The organism is Blastococcus sp. URHD0036 (genome assembly GCF_000701365.1).
Lineage (GTDB): Bacteria > Actinomycetota > Actinomycetes > Mycobacteriales > Geodermatophilaceae > Trujillonella.
This window is the reverse complement of sequence record NZ_JNIK01000018.1, coordinates 300,669-319,376: the sequence shown is the minus strand read 5'-3', so window position 1 is coordinate 319,376 and position 18,708 is coordinate 300,669. Positions and strand designations below refer to the sequence as shown.

The 18,708-nt window shown below is 74.2% G+C and carries 16 protein-coding genes; 6 read left to right on the top strand and 10 right to left on the bottom strand.

Going from position 1 to position 18,708, the window contains the following annotated elements; translation table 11 throughout:
* The first annotated feature begins 60 nt into the window (after positions 1-60).
* Positions 61-2,709, top strand: a complete 2,649-nt coding sequence (locus tag N555_RS27100) for an EAL domain-containing protein (RefSeq protein ID WP_051684337.1) — start codon at positions 61-63, stop codon at positions 2,707-2,709.
* Between the two features lie 98 nt (positions 2,710-2,807).
* Complete coding sequence (locus N555_RS0121905) at positions 2,808-4,181, top strand: neutral zinc metallopeptidase (protein ID WP_029433630.1); 1,374 nt, start codon at positions 2,808-2,810, stop codon at positions 4,179-4,181.
* A gap of 62 nt (positions 4,182-4,243) precedes the next feature.
* Here the strand turns inward: N555_RS0121905 and phaZ are convergent, their stop codons facing one another.
* Both phaZ and N555_RS0121895 read right to left on the bottom strand, forming a co-directional pair.
* The gene (phaZ, locus tag N555_RS0121900; protein WP_029433629.1) at positions 4,244-5,083 is read right to left on the bottom strand and encodes a poly(3-hydroxyalkanoate) depolymerase; all 840 of its coding nucleotides are present in this window, start codon (positions 5,081-5,083) and stop codon (positions 4,244-4,246) included.
* Entirely contained in the window at positions 5,073-6,848 is a 1,776-nt protein-coding gene (locus N555_RS0121895) for a PHA/PHB synthase family protein (protein ID WP_029433628.1), read from the bottom strand. The genes phaZ and N555_RS0121895 overlap by 11 nt, the downstream gene beginning before the upstream one ends.
* A 163-nt stretch (positions 6,849-7,011) precedes the next feature.
* Here N555_RS0121895 and N555_RS0121890 point away from each other — a divergent pair, with 163 nt between their 5' ends.
* The gene (locus N555_RS0121890) at positions 7,012-7,854 is read left to right on the top strand and encodes a class II aldolase/adducin family protein (protein WP_029433627.1); all 843 of its coding nucleotides are present in this window, start codon (positions 7,012-7,014) and stop codon (positions 7,852-7,854) included.
* Here N555_RS0121890 and N555_RS0121885 read toward each other — a convergent pair.
* Genes N555_RS0121885 through N555_RS0121865 form a run of 5 tightly spaced genes read right to left on the bottom strand, consistent with a single transcriptional unit; the run spans position 7,823 to position 12,528 of the window.
* Positions 7,823-8,482, bottom strand: a complete 660-nt coding sequence (locus N555_RS0121885; RefSeq protein WP_029433626.1) for a phosphatase PAP2 family protein — start codon at positions 8,480-8,482, stop codon at positions 7,823-7,825. The genes N555_RS0121890 and N555_RS0121885 overlap by 32 nt on opposite strands.
* Positions 8,482-9,105 carry a phosphatase PAP2 family protein gene (locus N555_RS27095; protein WP_051684336.1) on the bottom strand — a complete coding sequence of 208 codons (624 nt, stop codon included), beginning with the start codon at positions 9,103-9,105 and terminating at the stop codon, positions 8,482-8,484. The genes N555_RS0121885 and N555_RS27095 overlap by 1 nt, the downstream gene beginning before the upstream one ends.
* Complete coding sequence (locus N555_RS0121875; RefSeq protein WP_231503083.1) at positions 9,102-10,217, bottom strand: lysylphosphatidylglycerol synthase transmembrane domain-containing protein; 1,116 nt, start codon at positions 10,215-10,217, stop codon at positions 9,102-9,104. The genes N555_RS27095 and N555_RS0121875 overlap by 4 nt, the downstream gene beginning before the upstream one ends.
* Positions 10,214-10,825, bottom strand: coding sequence for a hypothetical protein (locus N555_RS0121870; protein WP_029433623.1), 612 nt, complete (start codon positions 10,823-10,825; stop codon positions 10,214-10,216). Before N555_RS0121870 ends, N555_RS0121875 begins: the two co-directional genes overlap by 4 nt.
* Positions 10,822-12,528 (bottom strand): phosphatase PAP2 family protein, encoded by a 1,707-nt coding sequence (locus N555_RS0121865; RefSeq protein ID WP_029433622.1) that lies wholly within the window; start codon positions 12,526-12,528, stop codon positions 10,822-10,824. Before N555_RS0121865 ends, N555_RS0121870 begins: the two co-directional genes overlap by 4 nt.
* Before the next feature lie 160 nt (positions 12,529-12,688).
* Between N555_RS0121865 and N555_RS0121860 the strand changes: the two genes are divergently transcribed.
* Positions 12,689-13,588, top strand: a complete 900-nt coding sequence (locus N555_RS0121860) for an ABC transporter substrate-binding protein (RefSeq protein WP_029433621.1) — start codon at positions 12,689-12,691, stop codon at positions 13,586-13,588.
* A 3-nt stretch (positions 13,589-13,591) separates the two neighbouring features.
* Here N555_RS0121860 and N555_RS0121855 read toward each other — a convergent pair whose 3' ends face one another.
* On the bottom strand, positions 13,592-14,770 hold the full coding sequence (locus N555_RS0121855) for an acyl-CoA dehydrogenase family protein (protein WP_029433620.1): 1,179 nt from the start codon (positions 14,768-14,770) through the stop codon (positions 13,592-13,594).
* Positions 14,771-14,920: 150 nt separating this feature from the next.
* On the opposite strand from N555_RS0121855, the gene N555_RS0121850 reads away from it, so the two are divergent.
* Positions 14,921-15,628 carry a hemerythrin domain-containing protein gene (locus N555_RS0121850; RefSeq protein WP_029433619.1) on the top strand — a complete coding sequence of 236 codons (708 nt, stop codon included), beginning with the start codon at positions 14,921-14,923 and terminating at the stop codon, positions 15,626-15,628.
* Between the two features lie 54 nt (positions 15,629-15,682).
* On the opposite strand, the gene N555_RS0121845 is transcribed toward N555_RS0121850, so the two are convergent.
* The gene (locus tag N555_RS0121845) at positions 15,683-16,723 is read right to left on the bottom strand and encodes a YihY/virulence factor BrkB family protein (RefSeq protein WP_029433618.1); all 1,041 of its coding nucleotides are present in this window, start codon (positions 16,721-16,723) and stop codon (positions 15,683-15,685) included.
* Between the two features lie 13 nt (positions 16,724-16,736).
* Complete coding sequence (locus N555_RS0121840) at positions 16,737-18,329, bottom strand: MFS transporter (RefSeq protein ID WP_081866406.1); 1,593 nt, start codon at positions 18,327-18,329, stop codon at positions 16,737-16,739.
* Between the two features lie 210 nt (positions 18,330-18,539).
* Here N555_RS0121840 and N555_RS28470 point away from each other — a divergent pair, with 210 nt between their 5' ends.
* Entirely contained in the window at positions 18,540-18,698 is a 159-nt protein-coding gene (locus tag N555_RS28470) for a hypothetical protein (protein WP_197029121.1), read from the top strand.
* Positions 18,699-18,708 lie beyond the last annotated feature (10 nt).

Sequence of the window (18,708 nt, the reverse complement as noted above, 5' to 3'; positions counted from 1 at the left end):
CCCCCTCCCGAGGGGTGAGGCGGCCTCAGGGGCCCCGCCGCCCCGGCCGATGACGCACCCATGGCACTCACGGCCCGGCGGACCCGGCGCGGCGTCCCCCTGTGGGTGTACGTCCTGGCGCTGGTCCTGGTCCCGCAGTCCGGGGTGGGCATGCTCACCACCGCCGTGGTGCGCCACCAGCAGGGCGAGGTCGACAGCGCGCAGCGCGCCGAGCTCGCGGTGCAGGCCCTCGCCCAGCTCGACGCCGCCCGCAACGGGGTGGAGCACGAGATCGTGCCCGCCCTGTCGCTGGCGGTCGTGAACGACCCCGGCCTGGCCGTGATGCTGGGCCTGCCCCTGGCGGCGCTCGCCGACATCGCCGAGCAGACGGCCGCCGGTGTCGGGGAGGCGCGGCGGACCACCGACGCGGCGTTCGAGGCCCTCCCCGGCTCCGTCGCGGACTCGCCGCTGGTCGCCCGCGCACGGCAGGCCCTGACCGACCTCCGGGCCCGGGTGGACGGCGGGGACCCCGATCTCGACAGCAGCTACTTCGCCTACGTCGACGTGTCGAACGTGCTGGCGCAGGCGCAGAACCAGGCCGCCGCGGCCGCCAGCTCCGAGGAGGTGCCGGCGGCGACGCTGCGGGCCACCCGCGACGTGGAGATCGTCGCCGCGCTCGGGCAGGCCTCGGCGCGGGTCTTCCCGCTCTTCCTCACGTCCCAGCTCGACGCAGGGGGGCTGTCCGCCGGCGCCCAGATCAGCGGTGAGTCGGCGTGGCTGGCCTACCAGGACGCCCAGCGGCGGATGACCGACGTCTCGCAGCCGGCGCTCCTCGCGGCCTGGGAACGGGCCCGGACCACTCCCGCGATCACCCACCTCAACGACCTGCTCAGTGCCCAGGCCGACGGCACGCTGGGGCGCCTGGGGTTCGCAGAGCTGGGCGCGGCGCTCGCCGAGGGAGCCGAGCGCGACGCCACGCTGAACCGGCTCGTCGCCGACGCCGTGGCCAGCGCGCGGGACCTCGCCGCCGCCGACGCCGCACGGGCCCAGGAGGCGCGGGAGAACGCGCTCCAGCTGGGCCTGGGCATCCTCCTGGTCGGCGGCGCCGCCGCCACCGCGCTCGGGCTGCGGATGGGACGGGCCCTCGGTGGCCTGGCCGAGCAGGCCGGGCGGGTCAGCGAGGGCCGGCTCGTGCACGTCGCCGTCGCCGGTCCCCGCGAGGTGCGCACGGTCTCGGCCGCGCTCGGCTCGGTCGTGGCGAGCCTGCGCCAGGTCCAGGCACAGGCCGCGGCCGTGGCCCGCGGCGACCTGGACGACGACCTCCTCGACCAGCCCCTGCCGGGTGCGCTCGGCGAGGCGGTGCACGCCTCCGTCCGGCAGCTGGTCACCTCCGTGCGGCACCGGGAGGAGCTGCAGGTCGCGCTCGCCCACCAGGCGACCCACGACCCGCTGACCGAGCTGCCCAACCGCGCCCAGGCGGTCGCCGCCGTCTCCGGGGCGCTGCACCGGGCACAGCGGAACGGCAGCACCACCGGCCTGCTGTTCGTCGACCTCGACGGCTTCAAGACCGTCAACGACCGGCACGGCCACGCCTGCGGCGACGAGGTGCTCCGGGTGACGGCGCGGCGCATGCAGTCCGTCGTCCGGGCCGGTGACACCGTCGCGCGTCTGGGCGGGGACGAGTTCGTCGTCCTGGTCGAGCAGATCGAGGACGAGCACGAGCTCGTGCACCTCGCCGAGCGGCTCGTCGAGGCCGTCGCCGCGCCGGTGGACGTCAACGGCATCGGCGTCCGCATCGGCGCCAGCATCGGCGTCGCCGTCAGCCGTGACGGGAGCACCGACGCCGACGCGTTCTTCGCCGAGGCCGACACCGCCGCCTACCGGGCCAAGGCGCACGGCCGCGGTCGCGCCGAGGTGTTCGACGACGACCTGCGCCGCCAGCTGACCGCGCGCGCCGACACGGAGGCCGCCATCGCCGCCGGGCTCGCGGCCGGCGAGATGCAGCTGCACTACCAGCCGGTGCACGACGTCTCCCGCGGGGTGGTCAGCGGCTTCGAGGCGCTGGTCCGCTGGTACCGCCCCAACATCGGCCCGGTGCCGCCGGACCAGTTCATCCCCGTCGCCGAGGCATCGACGCTGATCTGCGACATCGACCGCTGGGTGCTGCGGGAGGCCACGCGGCAGCTGGCCGAGTGGCGCACGGCCGCGGGCCTGACGCCCGCCGAGCCCGGGCCGACCATCGCGGTCAACATCTCCGGCCGGCACCTGGCCGAGCCCCGCGTCGTGGCCGACGTCGTCGAGGCGCTGAGCGCCTCGGGTCTGCCCGCCCGGCTCCTCGTGCTCGAGGTGACCGAGACGGTGCTGATCAGCGACCGCGTGGCCTACGACCACCTCGCTGCGCTCCGCGACATCGGCGTCGGCATCGCCATCGACGACTTCGGCACCGGCTACACCTCGATCGGGCAGCTGCGGCACATGCCGGTGGACACGCTGAAGATCGACCGCAGCTTCATCGGCTCCACCGACCCCGGGCACCGGGAGCTGGTCTCGCTGATGATCCGGGCCGCGCACACCTTCGGTCTGACCGTCGTGGCCGAGGGCGTCGAGGAGCACGAGCAGCTGGAGCGGCTGCGGGCCGAGGAGTGCGACCACGTGCAGGGCTACCTGCTGCACCGGCCGCTCCCGGCCGAGGAGGCCGGTGCCCTCCTCGGTGTGGTCCTGACCGTCTGACCGCCGTGTCCGGTTGACGACGCCGCGCGCGACCGTGCACCTTCGGCCCAGAGCCCCCGGACCCGCCCGCGCGTCCGCCAGATCGACAGGTGGTCCCCGTGCGCGTCCGTCCGACCAGCCTGGCCGCGCTCGCGGCCGTCGCCGCGCTGACGGCCTGCACCACCTCGGTCGCCGGCGTGGCCACCCCCGCCGGCGGCCTCCGCATGGACGCCACGGACGCCGACCTGGTCGTCGAGCTCGCCGAGGAGGGCAACGAGACCGACCGCATCGCGCGCAACGCCGCGGCCGACGTCCTCGACTACTGGGAGCAGACCTTCCCGGAGGTGTACGGCGGCGAGTTCGGCGAGCTGGAGGGCGGCTTCTGGTCGATCGACCCGGACGAGACCGACGGCGACGACCTGCCTTCCAGCCCCTGCTTCGACGACGACGTCGACGAGCTGGCCGAGAACGCGTTCTACTGCGGCTCCGACGACCGGATCGTCTACGACCGCGCCTGGCTGGCCGACCTGGCCGAGGACTACGGGCCGTTCATGATCGCCGAGGTCATGGCGCACGAGATGGGGCACGCCGTCCAGGAGCACGCCGAGGTCTACGACTCCTCCATCGTCGCCGAGACCCAGGCCGAGTGCTTCGCCGGCGGCTGGACCCGCTGGGTGGTCGAGGGCAACTCCCGGCACTTCGCCGTCCGCCCGGCCGAGCTCGACGGGTACCTGCTGAGCTACCTCTACTTCGGGGACCCGGCCGGCAGCGACCCGGACGACCCCAGCGCCCACGGCTCCCTGTTCGACCAGCTCTCGGCGTTCCAGGAGGGGTACGCCGACGGCCCGCAGGCGTGCGCCGCGTTCGACGACGAGCGCGTCTACACGCTGGAGCCCTTCGACCGCGAGGAGGAGGGGACGCAGGGCGACCTGCCGTACGGGCGGGCCGTCCGCTCCGCCGCGAGCCTGCTGTCGGCGTTCTGGGACCAGGCGCTCGGCAAGGGCTTCGCCGACACCCCGGCGCTCGGGCGCGTGGTGCAGCTCCCCGAGGTGGTCGAGGGCGAGCCGTCGGGGTCGGCCTGCACGGGCGGCGGTCCGGAGGTCGACGTCGAGTACTGCGCCGACGGCTCGGTCCGCTTCGACGCACCGGGACTCCTGCAGCCGGCCCACGACGAGGTCGGCGACTACGCCGTCGTGGCGCTGCTCGGGCTGCCCTACGCCACGGCCGTCCGGGCACAGCTCGGGCTCCCGGCCGACGGCGTGGGAGCCGTGGACGCCGTGGTCTGCACCACCGGCTGGATGGCCCGCGAGCTGTTCCGCGGGGACGTCGCGGGCGGCGGCGCCTCGATCTCGCCCGGTGACGTGGACGAGGCCGCCGTCGCGCTCCTCCGTTACGGCGAGGGCGACAACGTGCTGCCGGCCTCGGACTCCTCCGGCTTCGAGCTCGTGGACGCCTTCCGGCAGGGCTTCCTCGGCGGGACCTGCGGCCTGTAGTTCGGCCCCGTCCCCAGGCTCGCGCCGCGCGGCGCGTGGTGTGAGGAGGACGGGGTCCTCTCTCAGTCGCGGTCGAGGAAGTCCTCGATGACCGGGACGAGTTCGTCCGCCTCGGTCAGCACGGCCAGGTGGCCGCCCCGGTAGACGTGCACCTGGGCGTCGGGCAGCAGCCGGCCCATGATCCGGGCGTTGGCCACCGGCACGATCGGGTCGTCGTCCCCCGCGAGGACCAGCGTGGGCTGCCGGATGAGCCGCAGGAACGGCAGGCTGCTCCAGCCGGTGCTCGACGCGAGCTGGTAGTAGTAGCCGCGCCGCGGCCCGATGCGGGTGGCCGCGTGCAGCACCCGGGCGGCGCGCTCGGGGTCCGAGCGCATGGTGCCGCCGTAGATCTGCCCGGCGATCTCCCGCGCGTACTCGGGGTCGCGGTGCCGCCGGGGGGTGAGCATCCGGCTGAGCACCCGCGGGGAGCCCGGCACCATCAGCGTGCCGGTACCGGTCGCGGCGAGCACCAACCGGCGGCAGCGCCGCCGGTGCTGGACGGCGAAGTGCTGCGCCAGCCCGCCTCCCCAGGACAGGCCGAGGACGTCGACCGGCTGGTCGAAGCCCAGTCGGGAGAGCACCCCGGCGACGACCGGGGTCAGCGTGCCGAGGACGTAGGGCACCACGGGGCGCGGGGACCCGCCGATCCCGGGGACGTCGAAGCGGATCACCGTCCGCCGGTCGTCGAGGGCGTCGACGAGGGGTTGCAGCACCTCGAGGCTCGCGCCGATGCCGTTCATCAGCAGCAGCGGTGGCACGTCGGGGTCGGTCCCGGTGCGGACCGACACCCGGAGCGTGCGTCCGGCCGCGGTCATCGGCTGGACGGTCTCCCGCGGGTGGGCGCGCAGGGGGTCACGACTCATGCACGTAGCTTCCCGGAGCGTCCTCCAGCGCCGGGTGGCGGGCCAACCCCAGGTCCGCGGGGGCGGGCACCTCGTCGCCGGCACGCTCGCCCAGCCAGGCGGCGAAGTCCGGCCACCAGGAGCCCTTGACCTTCTCGGAGGCGGCGAGCCACTGCTCGGGATCGGCCGGCGTCTCCGGCGCCACCGAGAAGGTGGCCTTCGGGTTCCCGGGCGGGTTGACCAGCGAGGCGATGTGCCCGCTGGTCGACAGCACGAACCGGCTCCGACCGCCCATCAGCTGCGTCGTCCGGTAGCAGGACTGCCACGGGCACAGGTGGTCGGCGATACCCGCTGTGACGTAGGTGTCGACGTCGACGGCCTTCAGGTCCACGGGCGTGCCGAGCATCGTCGCCGCGCCCTTCTCGGTCAGCGAGTTCTGCACGGCGATGTCGATGAAGTCGCGGTGCAGGCCCGCCGTCATCCGGGTGGTGTCGGCGTTCCAGTAGAGGATGTCGAAGGCCGGCGGCGGCTTGCCCTGCAGGTAGTTGTTGACCCAGTAGTTCCAGATCAGGTCGTTGGGCCGCAGCCACGCGAACACCTCGGCGAGCATGGCGCCGTCGAGGTAGCCCTTCTCCCGCGACTTCTCGACCGCGTCCTGCACGGCCTGCGGGTCCATGAGCGCTCCGACGGTGCCGGCGCGGTCCCAGTCGAGGACGGTGACGGCGAAGCTCGCCGCCGCCACCTCGTCCAGACCCGTCGTGGCGGCGAGGTGGGCGAGCACCATCGACGTGATGATGCCGCCGGAGCAGAAGGCCTGGAGCGCCACCCGGTCGCTGCCGGTGATCTCGCGCGCCGCCGCCATCGCGTCGAGCACGGCCTGCCCGTAGTCGTCGATGCCCCAGTCCGCGTGCTCCGCGGTCGGGTTGCGCCACGAGATCATGAAGACCTGCTGGCCGGCGCCCACGTAGTGCTCGACGATGCTCCGCCCCGGCGCCAGGTCGGTGACGTAGAACTTGTTGATCGTCGGCGGCACCATGACCAGCGGGACGGCGCGCACCCGCTCGGTGGTCGGCCGGTACTGGATGAGCTCGAACACCGGGGTGCGCAGGACGACGGCGCCGGGGGTGACGGCGAGGTCCTCCCCGACGGTGAAGGCGTCCGCCTCGACCATCGAGGGGACCCGCGGCGGCGAGGTGAGGTCGGAGAGCAGGCGCCGGGTGCCCCCGAGCACGTTGCGGCCGCCGGTGTCGACGACCGCCTTCCACATCAGCGGGTTCAGCGGTGGCACGTTGCTCGGCGCCAGGGCGTCGACGAGGTTGGTCAGCGAGAAGCGGACCCGCTCGTCGTCCTGCCAGTCGAGCTCGGCGTCGTCGACCAGGCCGACGGCGGCGCGGGCCGCGGCGATGTGGGCCTGCATCGCCCGGTGCAGCAGCGGGTTGCCCGTCCAGGCCGGGTCGGCGAACCGCTTGTCCTTGGGCGAGGCGGAGATGTCGCTGCGGCCGACGGCGATCCGGGCGAGGTCCTGGGCGAGCGTGCCGGCCCGGCGGGCGAGGGCGTCGGGGCGGCGGGCCAGGCGGGCACCGAACCGGACCGTGGTCCGCACCGGCGGGACCAGCCGGCGGAGCGGGCCCCGTGCGCCGTCGACCAGGATCATGTCCAGGCCGGTCATGGCCTCGGCGGCCGCCTCGGAGGTCTCCGACGGCCCGGTCTCGACGCGGGTGCGCGTGGCGGTGGGCGCGGTGCTCGGCTCACCGGACGGGGTGCTCGTGCTGCGGGCGGTGGTCATTGCCGGCCTCCTCGAGGTGCTTCGGTGGCAGCTGTGACCTGAGCCACTCAACCACAGGTGGCGCCCCCCGGCCGGGTGACCGGAGCCCGCCTGTCCGGAGCCTCCCGGAGGGCGCACAATCGTCCCGAGCGCGGCGTCCGCCGCCCGGAGCGGAGGAGCCGCCATGACCGTCACCGACCGGCCCGAAGCGACCGAGCTCCCCGCGGCGGCGGCAGACCACGACGCGGGCGGGCGGAAGCTCCGGAGCGCCCGGCCGCCGGTGTTCGCCTCGGTCGAGGAGGAGCGGGCGCACCGCAAGGCGAAGCTCGCCGCGGCCTTCCGGATGTTCAGCAAGGCCGGGCTCGACGAGGGCGTCGCCGGCCACGTCACCGTGCGCGACCCCGGGGCCCCGGACACCTTCTGGGTCAACCCGTTCGGGATGCACTTCAGCATGATCCGCAGCAGCGACCTGGTCCGCGTCGACCACACCGGCGAGGTCGTCGAGGGCGACCGTGCGGTCAACGGAGCGGCCGTGGCGATCCACTGCGCGGTGCACGCCGCTCGCCCCGACGTCCTGGCCGCCGCGCACGCGCACGGTCCGTACGGCAAGACCCTCTCCAGCCTCGAGATGACGATCGAGCCGCTGACCCAGGACGCCTGCGCCTTCTACGACGACATCGGCGTCTTCGACAGCTACTCCGGCGTCGTCCTCGACCCCGAGGAGGGCCGGCGCATCGGCGCCGCCCTCGGGTCGCACAAGGCCGTGATCCTGCGCAACCACGGGATGCTGACCGTCGGCACCTCGGTCGACAGTGCCGCCTGGTGGTTCCTCACCCTGGAGCGCACCGCCCAGGCGCAGCTGATGGCGTACTCCGCGGCCGCCGGACTGGGCATCCCGCCGCGGCGGATCGGGCACGAGGAGGCCACGGTCACCCGCGGTCAGGTCGGCTACGAGTTCGCCGGCTGGTTCCAGTTCCAGCCCATCTGGGAGCGGATCAGCCGGGACCAGCCCGACCTGTTCGACTGACCGTCTGCCGCTCGCGCACGGCCGTCAGCAGGGCGGGCCAGCCGAGGACGAGCCCGGCGCCGAGCAGGGCGCCGGCGAGGACGTCGGAGAGCCAGTGCGCGCGCAGGTAGACGCGCGACATCGCCATGACGGCGGCGAAGAGGGCCGCGCGCACCTCCCACCGCCAGCGCATCGGCCCGGGCGGGGCGAGGACCAGCACCAGCCCGACGGCGGTGACCGCGGCGGCGACGGCGTGCCCGGAGGGGAACGAGGCGCCCGACGTGGCGATGAGGGAGTCCGGCGGCCGCGCGCGGTCGTAGGCCGCCTTCACCGGGCCGATCAGCGCCTCGCTGGTCCCGATCGCCAGCGCGAAGGCGGCCAGCCGGAGCCAGTGCCGGCGCCAGGCGAGCAGGGCCAGCCCCAGCACCCGCAGCGGCCAGGTCACCCACGCCCCGCCCAGCCAGGAGAGCGCCACCGCCACCGCGGTGGCCGGCCCGTTCTCGACCGCGACCGCCCCGTGCCACACCGCGTCGTCGACCGCCTGCACGGCCGGGCGGGTCGCCGGGAGGGCCACGAGCACGCCGATGCCGACCGCGCCGGCGAGCAGCACCCCGCTCACGCACAGGCCCCGGCGCGCGTCGACGAGCATCAGGCCGGTCGCCCCACGACCAGCCGGACCGCGCCGGCGACCATGAGCCCGAGCCCCGCGCCCCCGACGACGTCCAGCGGCAGGTGCGCGGCCACGTACACCCGTGCCAGGCACACCGCGACCACCAGGACCAGGCACGCGATCCGCGTCCGGCGGCCCAGCCACGGCCAGGCGGTCGCCAGCAGGGCGGTGACCACCGCGGCGTGACCGGAGACGAAGCCGCGGCCCAGGGCGGCGGTGCCGCGGATGACGACGTCGTCGAGCAGCCCGTCCGGCCGGCCCCGGACCACGACGCCCTTGACCACCTTCGCCGCGTAGTAGGTGCCGGCGCCGGCCAGCAGCAGGGCCGCGGCCAGCCGCCATCGGCGGAACGCCGCGGCGACCAGCGCGCTCGCCGGGACCACGAGCAGGTTCCCCAGCTGCATCACGGGCCAGACCAGGACGAAGGGGACGACGTCGACGCCGTTGACCGCGTGGAACACCGAGGCCTCCGCCGGGTCCACCCGGAACCGGTGCACCGGCAGCGCCGCGAGCACCAGCACCGCCGCGCCGACCACGAGCAGGGCGGCGTCGCCGGGTGTCCGGACCACCCCGTGCGGGCGGGTGGCCGCACGGGTGCTCACGAGGTCTCCGGGACCAGTTCCGTGCGCGGCGCGCTGTTCGGCGCGCGCCGCCACGACTTGTCGTGCCGCCAGAACAGGTACGCCACGACGCCCAGGAGGATCGGCAGGACGTAGGTCAGCCCGCGGAAGATGAGCACGGCCGCGGCGACCTCGGCGCGGTCCCCGCCGGCCGCCGACAGCCCGGTGATCAGCGCCAGCTCGATGACGCCCAGGCCGCCGGGCGTGAACGGCACGGCGGTGAGCAGGCGGGCGAAGGCGAAGACCGCCAGGGCCTGGACCGTGCTGACCTCCTGCGCGTCCACGCCCACCGCGCGCAGCGCCACCAGCAGGACGGCGAACAGCGACAGGTGGCTGACCACGGTGGCGAGGGTGATCCAGTACCAGCGGGCCCGGAGCAGCAGCACGGTGCGGTCGCGGAACTTCATGGTGGCCAGGTCCCAGCCCTGCACCGGGGGACGGCCGAACGGACGGCGGACGGCGGAGGCCACCCGGCCCGCGCCGATGCCGATCCGCGCCGCGCTCTCCCGGCTCCGCAGCAGCAGGCCGAGCAGGACCACCGCGGCGACGAGGGCGGCGACCCCCACCAGCCCCGCGACGAGCCGGCCCGGGGTGGGCGTCGCCGAGGTGAGGGCGAGCAGGGCGACGGCGAGCACCGGCAGCGCGAGCTTGGCGAAGTTGTTCCACAGCCCCGACACGAGCAGCGAGACCGACGTCCGGGAGCGGGAGAAGCCCCACGACGAGTTCATCGCGTAGGTCAGTCCCAGTGAGAGGGCCGCGCCGCCGACGACGGTGTTGGAGACGGCGGTGGTCGTCATGGTCGAGACCGTGGCCTCGCGCAGCCGCATCCCCGGCATCGTCGTGAGCATGACCAGCTGGTAGGTGACGAGGTTCCACACCGTGGCCACCGCCAGGAGACCGAGCTCCAGCCACGACATGTCGGTGATGGAGGACCAGACCTCGGACAGGCTGGTGAACTGCGGCAGGAACCAGAAGAAGACGGCGGCGAGCAGGGCCACGGAGATCAGCGGCCCGAGCACCCGCTGCCAGAGCGGCTTCGGTCGCGGCGGCCGGCCGGGTGGGGCCGGCGTGGTCAGGGGGTCGACGGTCGTCACGGGGTGCCTCCCTCGTCGTCGTCCGGCGGGTCGAGCTCGAGCCGGCCGCCGGTGTCCGCCCGGACCTGGCCGGCGAGGTCCTCGCGGGCCAGCACGCCGATGCCCTGCGTGGCCAGTGCCAGGGGCTCCCCGCGGTACTCGCCGGAGAGGGTGAGGACGACGGTCATGCAGCCGCCCTCGAACAGGTAGAAGCGCCGGCCGTGGTAGTCGGGGGTCACCTGGGTCACCCGCTCCATCCGGCTCAGGCCCTCCCGGTCGGTGGGGACCGCGGTGGCGCCGCCGGTGTCGCAGGTCTCGTCCAGCCGTACCTCGATGGCGTGGTGGCCGTCCCGGTCGGAGTCGAGCCAGAAGCGGGCCGAGCCGCTGCGGGCGTCCAGGCCGGCGAAGTCCCAGCCCAGCGGCACGCCCTGCACGCACGGCACCCACGACGCGGTGGGCACCGACTGCGCCATGAGCACGACGCCGTACGCCGCGTTCCCGTCGTCCCCACCGGAACAGGCCGGGACCTCCAGGCTGACGCTCGGACCCTCGTCCGAGCAGGCGCTGAGCAGGAGCGCCACCACCGGCAGGACGACGGCGGAGGCGCCCGTGGCCCGGGCGCGGCTCACAGCGGCGAGCCGACCAGGTCGATGCCGACGGCCACGGCCACCGCCAGCCCGGCGAGGGCGACCAGGGACAGCCCGACCCGGCGCCAGGTCCACCGCTGGATGGGCACGGGGGGCAGCCGGTAGGGGAGCAGTGCCAGGAACTCGGCGTGCAGGTCCCGGCCCTGGGACCGCATGAGCCGGCGCAGCTGGGAGGGCATGGTCAGCCCGCGGGTCGCGGCGAAGGCCTCGGCGATCTCCTCGTCGGAGAACTGGAGCCGGGCGCGGGCGTACACCCGCGCGGCGTCGGTGCGCAGGGCGAGGACCAGCATCATGTTGGCCAGATCGACCGCCTGCCGCCACGGGCTGGGGCGGACCTCGGCGAAGGCCGAGTCGATGAGGAACAGCGTGCCGTCGCGGACCAGGATGTTGGCCGGCTTGATGTCGCGGTGGGCCATGCCGATCTCCCACATCCGGCGCACCACGCACAGCCCCTGGTCGATCACCGCCTCGTCGATCTCGGCGTCGCCGATCTCCTGCGCGTCCGCGATGAACTCGGCGACCAGCAGGTACTCGCGCTCGGGGGTGATCTCCACGATCCCCAGGGGGTGCGGGACGGGGAGCCCCGCGTCGGAGAACAGCCGGAGCACGTAGTCCTCGTACTGCACCAGCCGGCGCACGCTGTGGTACGGCTTCTCGTCCTCCAGCCGGCCGTACAGCAGCGTGCGGCCGAGCTTGTACCAGCGGTCGGAGCGGACGTGCGTGGCGGCGTAGAGCTTGCCGAAGACGAAGCTCTCCTGCTCCGCGGCGTCGGGTTCGGCCTTGACCGTGATCCGCACCGGGGTGGAACCCCCGGAGCCCTCCAGGGCGAACGACCGCACATCCGTTGCCACGATGCCCAGCTGGTCCTGCAGGGCGCGGACGATGGCCGCCCCGCGGTCGCCGGTGACGTCCAGGTGCGCGGGCCGGCCCCGGCGGTAGCGCACGGGGTACACCTCGCTGGGCGTCAGCAGCCGGAAGGCGGCCAGCGGCGCCGCCACCCCGATGACCACCCCGGCCACGACGTCGGTCGGGTGGTCCTGGGCCAGGTACAGCCGCGAGGCGGCGGTTCCCAGCAGCAGGCCGACGACCACCCACTTGCCGATCTCCCGGTACCGGCCGGCCGGGACCAGCGAGTACAGGCTGCTGACCAGGAAGCAGGCCAGCACGGTGACGGGCAACGACGGCATCGAGAAGCCCGACCAGGACCCGAGGATCTCGATCTCGTAGGGCCGCGGCCGCTGCAGGCTCGCCGCCGCCGTCGCCGTCAGGTTGACGACCAGCAGGCCGGTCAGCACCCAGACGAACAGGTGCCGCCAGCGCCGCGTCACCACCAGCACGAGGAGGTTCGCCAGCCAGAGCACGTGGATGGCCCGGGCGGTCGCGAGCACGCCGGCGGCCTTCGCGACGGAGGTCAGCGTGTCGCTGCGCAGCTCGGCGATCGCCTGGAGGACGCGGGTGTCGACCCGGTCCACGAGGCCGAGGCTGTCGGTGACCACGACGACGAGTGCGACGACCCCGACGGCGGCGGTCAGGGCCAGCCACCACTTGCCGGAGGCGGCCAGGTGGCGGGGGAGCGGCGGCGCCTCCCCGGAGGGCCGGCGGCGCCGCCGGACGCGGCGGATCGACGGGGGGTCGGGTCGGGAGACCTGTCCCACCGGGGTCGAGGCGTGCGTGACTGCCGCCATGTCGGCCGATGCTCCCGCTGATGACCGCACCCGGACACGTCCCTAGGTCCCGGAACAGGTCCCTTGGTCCCGGAACAGGTCCCTCGGGGCCCGCCGGGGGCTAGCGTGGCGGGGCCCCGAGGGGGCTCCCCCGGGCACCGGCTCCCGGGAGGAGTCCGCGATGCGCCGCCGCGTCCTCGTCGCCGTGGTCCTGCTCGCCGCGGTGCTGTGCGCCTGCGACGGCTCCGCCGGCGACGCCGATCCGGTGCCGGCGGGGACGGTCCGGGTGGCCTCCTACGACTTCACCGAGAACCAGATCCTCGCCGAGCTCTACGCCGAGGGGCTGCGCCGTGCGGGACTGGACGTCGTGGTGCAGCACGGCGTCGGCACCCGCGAGGTGCTGCTGCCGGCGTTGGAGCAGGGCGTCGTCGACGTCGTCGTCGACTACCTGGGCACCGTGACCGCGTTCGTCAGCCCCGACGCGGGATCCCCCGAGCGCGACCCGGAGCGTGTGCACGCGCTGCTCGACCGCACCCTCGCCCCACGCGGCCTCACCGCGCTGGCCGCCTCGGCGGCCGAGGACCAGAACGGCTTCGTTGTCCTGGCCACGACCGCCGCCGAGCGGGGCATCACCCGGCTGTCCGACCTCGAGCAGCCCGCGCCGGGTCTCACCTTCGGCGGCCCACCCGAGTGCTCCGCCCGTCCTCTCTGCCTCGTGGGCCTGCGCCGGGTCTACGGGCTGGAGTTCGGCACCGTCATCAGCATGCCGTCGCGGACGGCGACGGTGGAGTCGCTGTTCGCCGGCGACATCGACGTCGGCCTGCTGGAGACGACCGACCCGCACCTCACCGACTCCGCGCTGCTGCTCCTCGAGGACGACCGCGGCCTGCAGCCGCACGAGAACGTGGTGCCCATCGTGCGGTCCGACGTCCTGGCCGAGGCCGGGGACGCCCTCCGGACGGCCGCCGACGAGGTCAGCGCGGCCCTGACGACCGCCGACCTCGTCGAGCTGAACCAGCAGGTGGCCCTCGACGGGGCCACTCCGGCCGAGGCCGCCGACCGGTGGTGGGAGGCCCGCTGACCCCTAGGTCAGCGCGCTCTCGCCGGTGACCGCGCGGCCGACGATGAGGCTGTTCACCTCGCGGGTGCCCTCGTAGGAGTAGATGGCCTCGGCGTCGGCGACGTACCGGCCCACGTGGTTCTCCAGCAGGATGCCGTTGCCGCCCATGAGCTCGCGGGCCCAGCCGACGGTCTCCCGCATCCGCATCGTGCTGTAGGCCTTGGCCATCGAGGCGTGCTCGTCCTTCAGCCGGCCGCAGTCCTGCAGCTGGGACGCACGGGCGCAGAGCGTCGCCGAGGCGGTGATGTTGCCCAGCATCCGGAACACCAGGTCCTGCACCAGCTGGAAGCCGGTGATCGGCTGGCCGAACTGCTGCCGGCCCTCGGCGTAGCGCAGCGCGTGCTCGTAGGCGCCGCGGGAGCAGCCCACGGCCGACCAGGCGACGCTCACCCGCGTGGCCCGCAGCACCTGCGCGGTGTCGCGGAAGGAGTTGGCCTCCTGCAGCCGGTTGGCCTCGGGGACGCGGACGTCGTCCAGGGTGATGTGCGCGTTCTGGACGACGCGGAGGGCGATCTTGTCCTTGAGGTCGACGGCGGAGTAGCCCGGCGTCCCCTTCTCGACGACGAACCCGAGGACCCGGTCGGTCTCCTCGTCGCGGGCCCAGATGATCACCAGGTCGGCGAAGCTGCCGTTGCCGATCCACTTCTTCTCGCCGTTCAGCACCCACTCGTCGCCCTCGCGACGGGCCGTGGTCTGCAGCCCGCGGGCGACGTCGGAGCCGTGCTCGGGCTCGGTGAGGCCGAAGGCGCCCAGCAGCTCCATCCGCGCCATCGCCGGCAGCCAGCGCTCCTTCTGCTCCTCGGAGGCGCACAGGTGCATGGTCCCCATGGCCAGGCCGCCGTGGACGCCCATGAAGGTGGCGATCGACGGGTCGCCGCGGGAGAACTCCATGGCGACCATGCCGTCGAACAGCGAGGAGCGGCCGGGGGAGCCGTGGCCGGAGTACTGGGCGCCGGCGACGCCGAGCTCGGCGAGCCCCGGGACCAGCTCGTGCGGGAACTCGCCGCGGGTCCAGTAGTCGTTGATGACCGGGGTGACCTGCTCGTCCATGAAGGCGCGCACCCGGTGCAGCGTCTCCCGGTCCTGGTCGTCGAGGAGCGCCTCGAGCTCGTAGAAGTCCGACGTCACCGGTGGCGGGGTCATGGTGCCTCCTCGGGGCGCGGACGGCGTCGTCCGCGGGGCACGGGCCTACCCGTTCGCCGGAAGGCGCCAACCGGGCCGACGGCGTGGCATGCGGCACGGCCGTCGGGGGAAGGACCGGACGGTTCCGTCCCGTCGTGAGAGGTCTTCCCCGTGCCCCGTTCCCTCGCCGACCAGTCCGAGTCCGAGCTCGGCGGTCCGGGCAGCGTCCTGACCCGGCAGCGCCGCGACCACGTCCGCCTCGACCGGTTGCTGCACGAGCTCCACGGCAGCACCGGCCGCTCCCAGGAGGAGGTGCTGCAGCGCATCGACCGGCTCGTGTTCAGCCACGCCTTCGCCGAGGAGGCGGTCCTGTGGCCGGTGCTGCGCCGCGTCCTGCCCGACGGCGAGGAGCTCACGCTGCGGGTGGAGGAGGAGCACCAGGAGGTCAACGAGCTGGTCACGGCGCTGGAGGAGGGCGGGCTCGACAACCCGCGGCGGCCGGTCCGGCTGGCGCGGCTGGTCGAGGTCCTGCGCGAGGACGTCCGCGACGAGGAGGACGTCCTGCTGCCGCGACTGCAGGAGCGGCTCGACCCGCACGAGCTGCGCCGGCTCGGGCGGCAGTGGGAGCTGGTCCGGCGGATCGCCCCGACCCGTCCGCACCCCACCGTCGCCCGCCGTCCGCCGGGGAACGTGGTGTCGGCGCTCCCGCTGTCGGTCCTCGACCGCACCCGTGACCTCGTCGACTCCGGCGTCCGTTCGTGCCCGGCGCGGCTGGCGCCCGTGGGGGAGGCGGTCAGCCGGGGGCTCGCCGGAGTGGCGGCGCTGGCGGAGCGCACCCCGCCGGCCCGGCACGGCGACCGGCCGCCGACGCACCGCTGACACACGACAGAGGCCCTCTCCCCGATCGGGGAGAGGGCCTCTGTCGTGAACGGGCTAGTTCGTCTGGCGCGGCTTGGGCTCGGCGCGCGCGTCCAGCTGGATCTCCTTGTGGGCCTCCGGCACGCCCTCCTTCAGCTCCGTGGTCCGCTCGATCTCGGCGTCCAGCTCGATGCCGAACAGCAGCGACAGGTTGATCAGCCAGAACCAGATCAGGAAGACCACGACCCCGGCGAGGGCGCCGTAGGTCTTGTTGTAGCTGCCGAAGTTGCCGACGTAGAACGCGAAGGCGGCCGAGGCCACGACGGCGACGAGGATGGCGACGCCGGCGCCCGGGCTGACCCACTTGAAGCCGCGGAGCTTGGCGTTGGGGGTCGTGTAGTAGAGGACGGCGATCATCAGCGCGAGGACGACGAGCATCAGCGGCCACTTGACGACGTTCCACACGGTCATCGCGGTGTCCCCGAGGCCGATCGCGCTGCCCACGGCCTCGACGACCGGGCCGCTCAGCACGAGCATGGCGACGATCAGCGCGGCGAACAGGACGCCGACCAGGGTGACCAGCAGCTGGAGCGGCTTGAGCTTCCAGATCTTGCGGCCCTCGGGCGTCTCGTAGACCACGTTCGCGGCGCGGGTGAACGCGCCGACGTAGCCCGACGCCGACCAGATGGCGGCGGCGAGACCGACGATCAGTCCGAAGCCGGCGGTGCTGGTGTTGCCGGCGATCTGCTCGATGACCGGGTTCAGCGTGTCGGCGGCGTCGGCCGGGACGACCTTCGTCAGCGCGTCCGACAGCTGCGTGGGATCGGTCAGCAGCCCGATGATCGACAGCAGCGCGATCAGGGCCGGGAACAGCGCCAGGACGCCGTAGTAGGTGAGCGCGGCGGCCCGGTCGGTGAGCTCGTCCTCGCTGAACTCCTTGAGCGTCCGCTTGAGCGTGCCCATCGTGGAGGGCGTCGTGTCCGCTCCCTGCGGGGCCTTGTCGAACCCGGTGGAGTTGACGTTGTCGTCGTTCGGGGCGGGGTCGCCGGCGACGTTGCCGGAGAAGCGGGTGTCCTTCGCAGCGGTGGTGCTGCGGGAGCCGGTGGAACGGGCCATCGGGGTCCTCCGGTCAGGGGCGGTTTACAGCGTTCTCCTCCTCCGGTGCCCCGGACGGTCCCGTTCCATTCGTCCTCCCGGTGTGTCCGTTCGACGGGAGGCCGCTGACCGGCGACCACTCACCGGCGCCCGCGGTCGCCCGTTCGACGTCGGCCAGCGGGTCCTCGCCGGCCGGCCGGCGGGGACCCCCGACCGCGGCCACGAGGGCCACCAGCGCGACGACCGCGGCGGCCGCCGCACCGATCAGGCACACGAGGGTGAACGCCGACGCCCGGGGCAGCCCGGTGGCCGGGTCCGTGCCTGCGGTCAGCAGCGCCACGGCCAGGGCGCTCCCCGCGGCCTGCCCCACCGACCGCGTGATCGAGTTGACCGCGTTGGCGACGCCGGTCTCGCTGGGCCGCACCGCGTGGACGACCAGCGTCGGCAGCGCCGCGTAGGCGACGGTCACCCACACCTGCGCCAGGAGTCCACCCGCGACGACCCCGGCGGGGGCGCTGCGCAGCAGCGCCAGCAGCAGGAACCCGGCCAGCCCGGCCAGCCCGCCCGCGAGCAGCGTGGGGAGGGCGCCCACCCGGGTCACCACCCGGCCGGCGACCGGGGCCAGCACGATGCCGACCACGCCGCCGGGCAGCAGGTACACGACGGCGGCCTCGAGCACCGAGGCGCCGAAGCCGTAGCCGGCCACCTCCGCCGGCGTCTGCACGTACTGCAGGACGGCGATGAACGAGATGAACAGGCCGAGCCCGGTCATGAGGCCCGCGATGTTGGGGGCGAGGGTGCGTGGGTCGGTGAGCATCGACGGGCGGACCAGAGGCTCGCGGAGACGGCGCTGCAGCAGCACCCAGCCGGCGAGCACGACGACGGCGCCGACCGCGCAGCCGATCGTGGGCGGCGAGGTCCACCCCCACGCATTGCCCTGGGACACCGGGAGCAGGAGGAGCACGAGGCCCGCGCCGAGCAGCCCGGCGCCCCACCAGTCGACGCCACCGGACGCGGTGGCCGGCCGGCGGGGGAGTACGGCCGTCGCGAGGGCCAGGCTGGCCAGGCAGACGGCCAGCCCGATCCAGAAGGCGTCGCGGTAGCTCCCGTCACCCTGGGTGACCAGGCCGGTGGCCACCAGCCCGACGACGCCGCCCACGCCGAGCGTGCTGCTGACCAGGGACATCGCGACGCTGAGCCGCTCGGCGGGGAGCTCGCGGCGCAGCACGCTGATCGACAGCGGGAACAGCCCGTAGGAGGTGCCCTGCAGCACCCGGCCGAGCAGCAGCAGGGGCAGCGAGGTCGCGACGAGGGTCAGGACGGTACCCAGCGTGACGACGACCAGGATGCCGAGGAAGACGGGGCGCTCCCCGCGGGTGTCGCCCAGCCGGCCCAGCACCGGCGTCGACACCGCGGCGGCCAGCAGGTTCGCGGTGAGGACCCACCCCGCGGCCGCGGCGGAGACCTGGAGCTCCTCGGCGATCGAGCCCAGCAGCGGCACCACGAGGCTCTGCAGCAGCGAGAGGGTGGTGACTGCGAGTGCCAGGGTGAGCACCAGCGGGCCGGGGCGCGCCGGGCGGCCGGGACCCGCCGGAGCGGTGCTCCGCGAACGGGCTGCCGGCGTCACGGCACGATGACATCACGGCAGCGGGAGCCGGATCCGCGCCGGACCGAGCGTGTGAACCGCATCACCCCCAGTCAGGTAACGATCACAGATCGACGATTGAGACGGAGATCGACGGGGGACACAGGTCCCGAGAACGAACCGCCCGCGCACCTGACGGGCCGGTGGACGCGAACGACAGGGGGGAAGTCCTCGATGATGTTCTGGCCGGCAGTGACCCTGCTCGGGTTCCTGTTCCTGACCGGACTGGTGATCGTGATGGGGGCCTCCAGCACGGCCCGGTACGAGCGGGAGAAGAGCGCCGCGAGCGCCCCGCGGGCCGTCCAGCCCGCGCCCGCCACCGACCCGGTGCCGATCGCCGTCACCGCCTGACCCTCGCCGG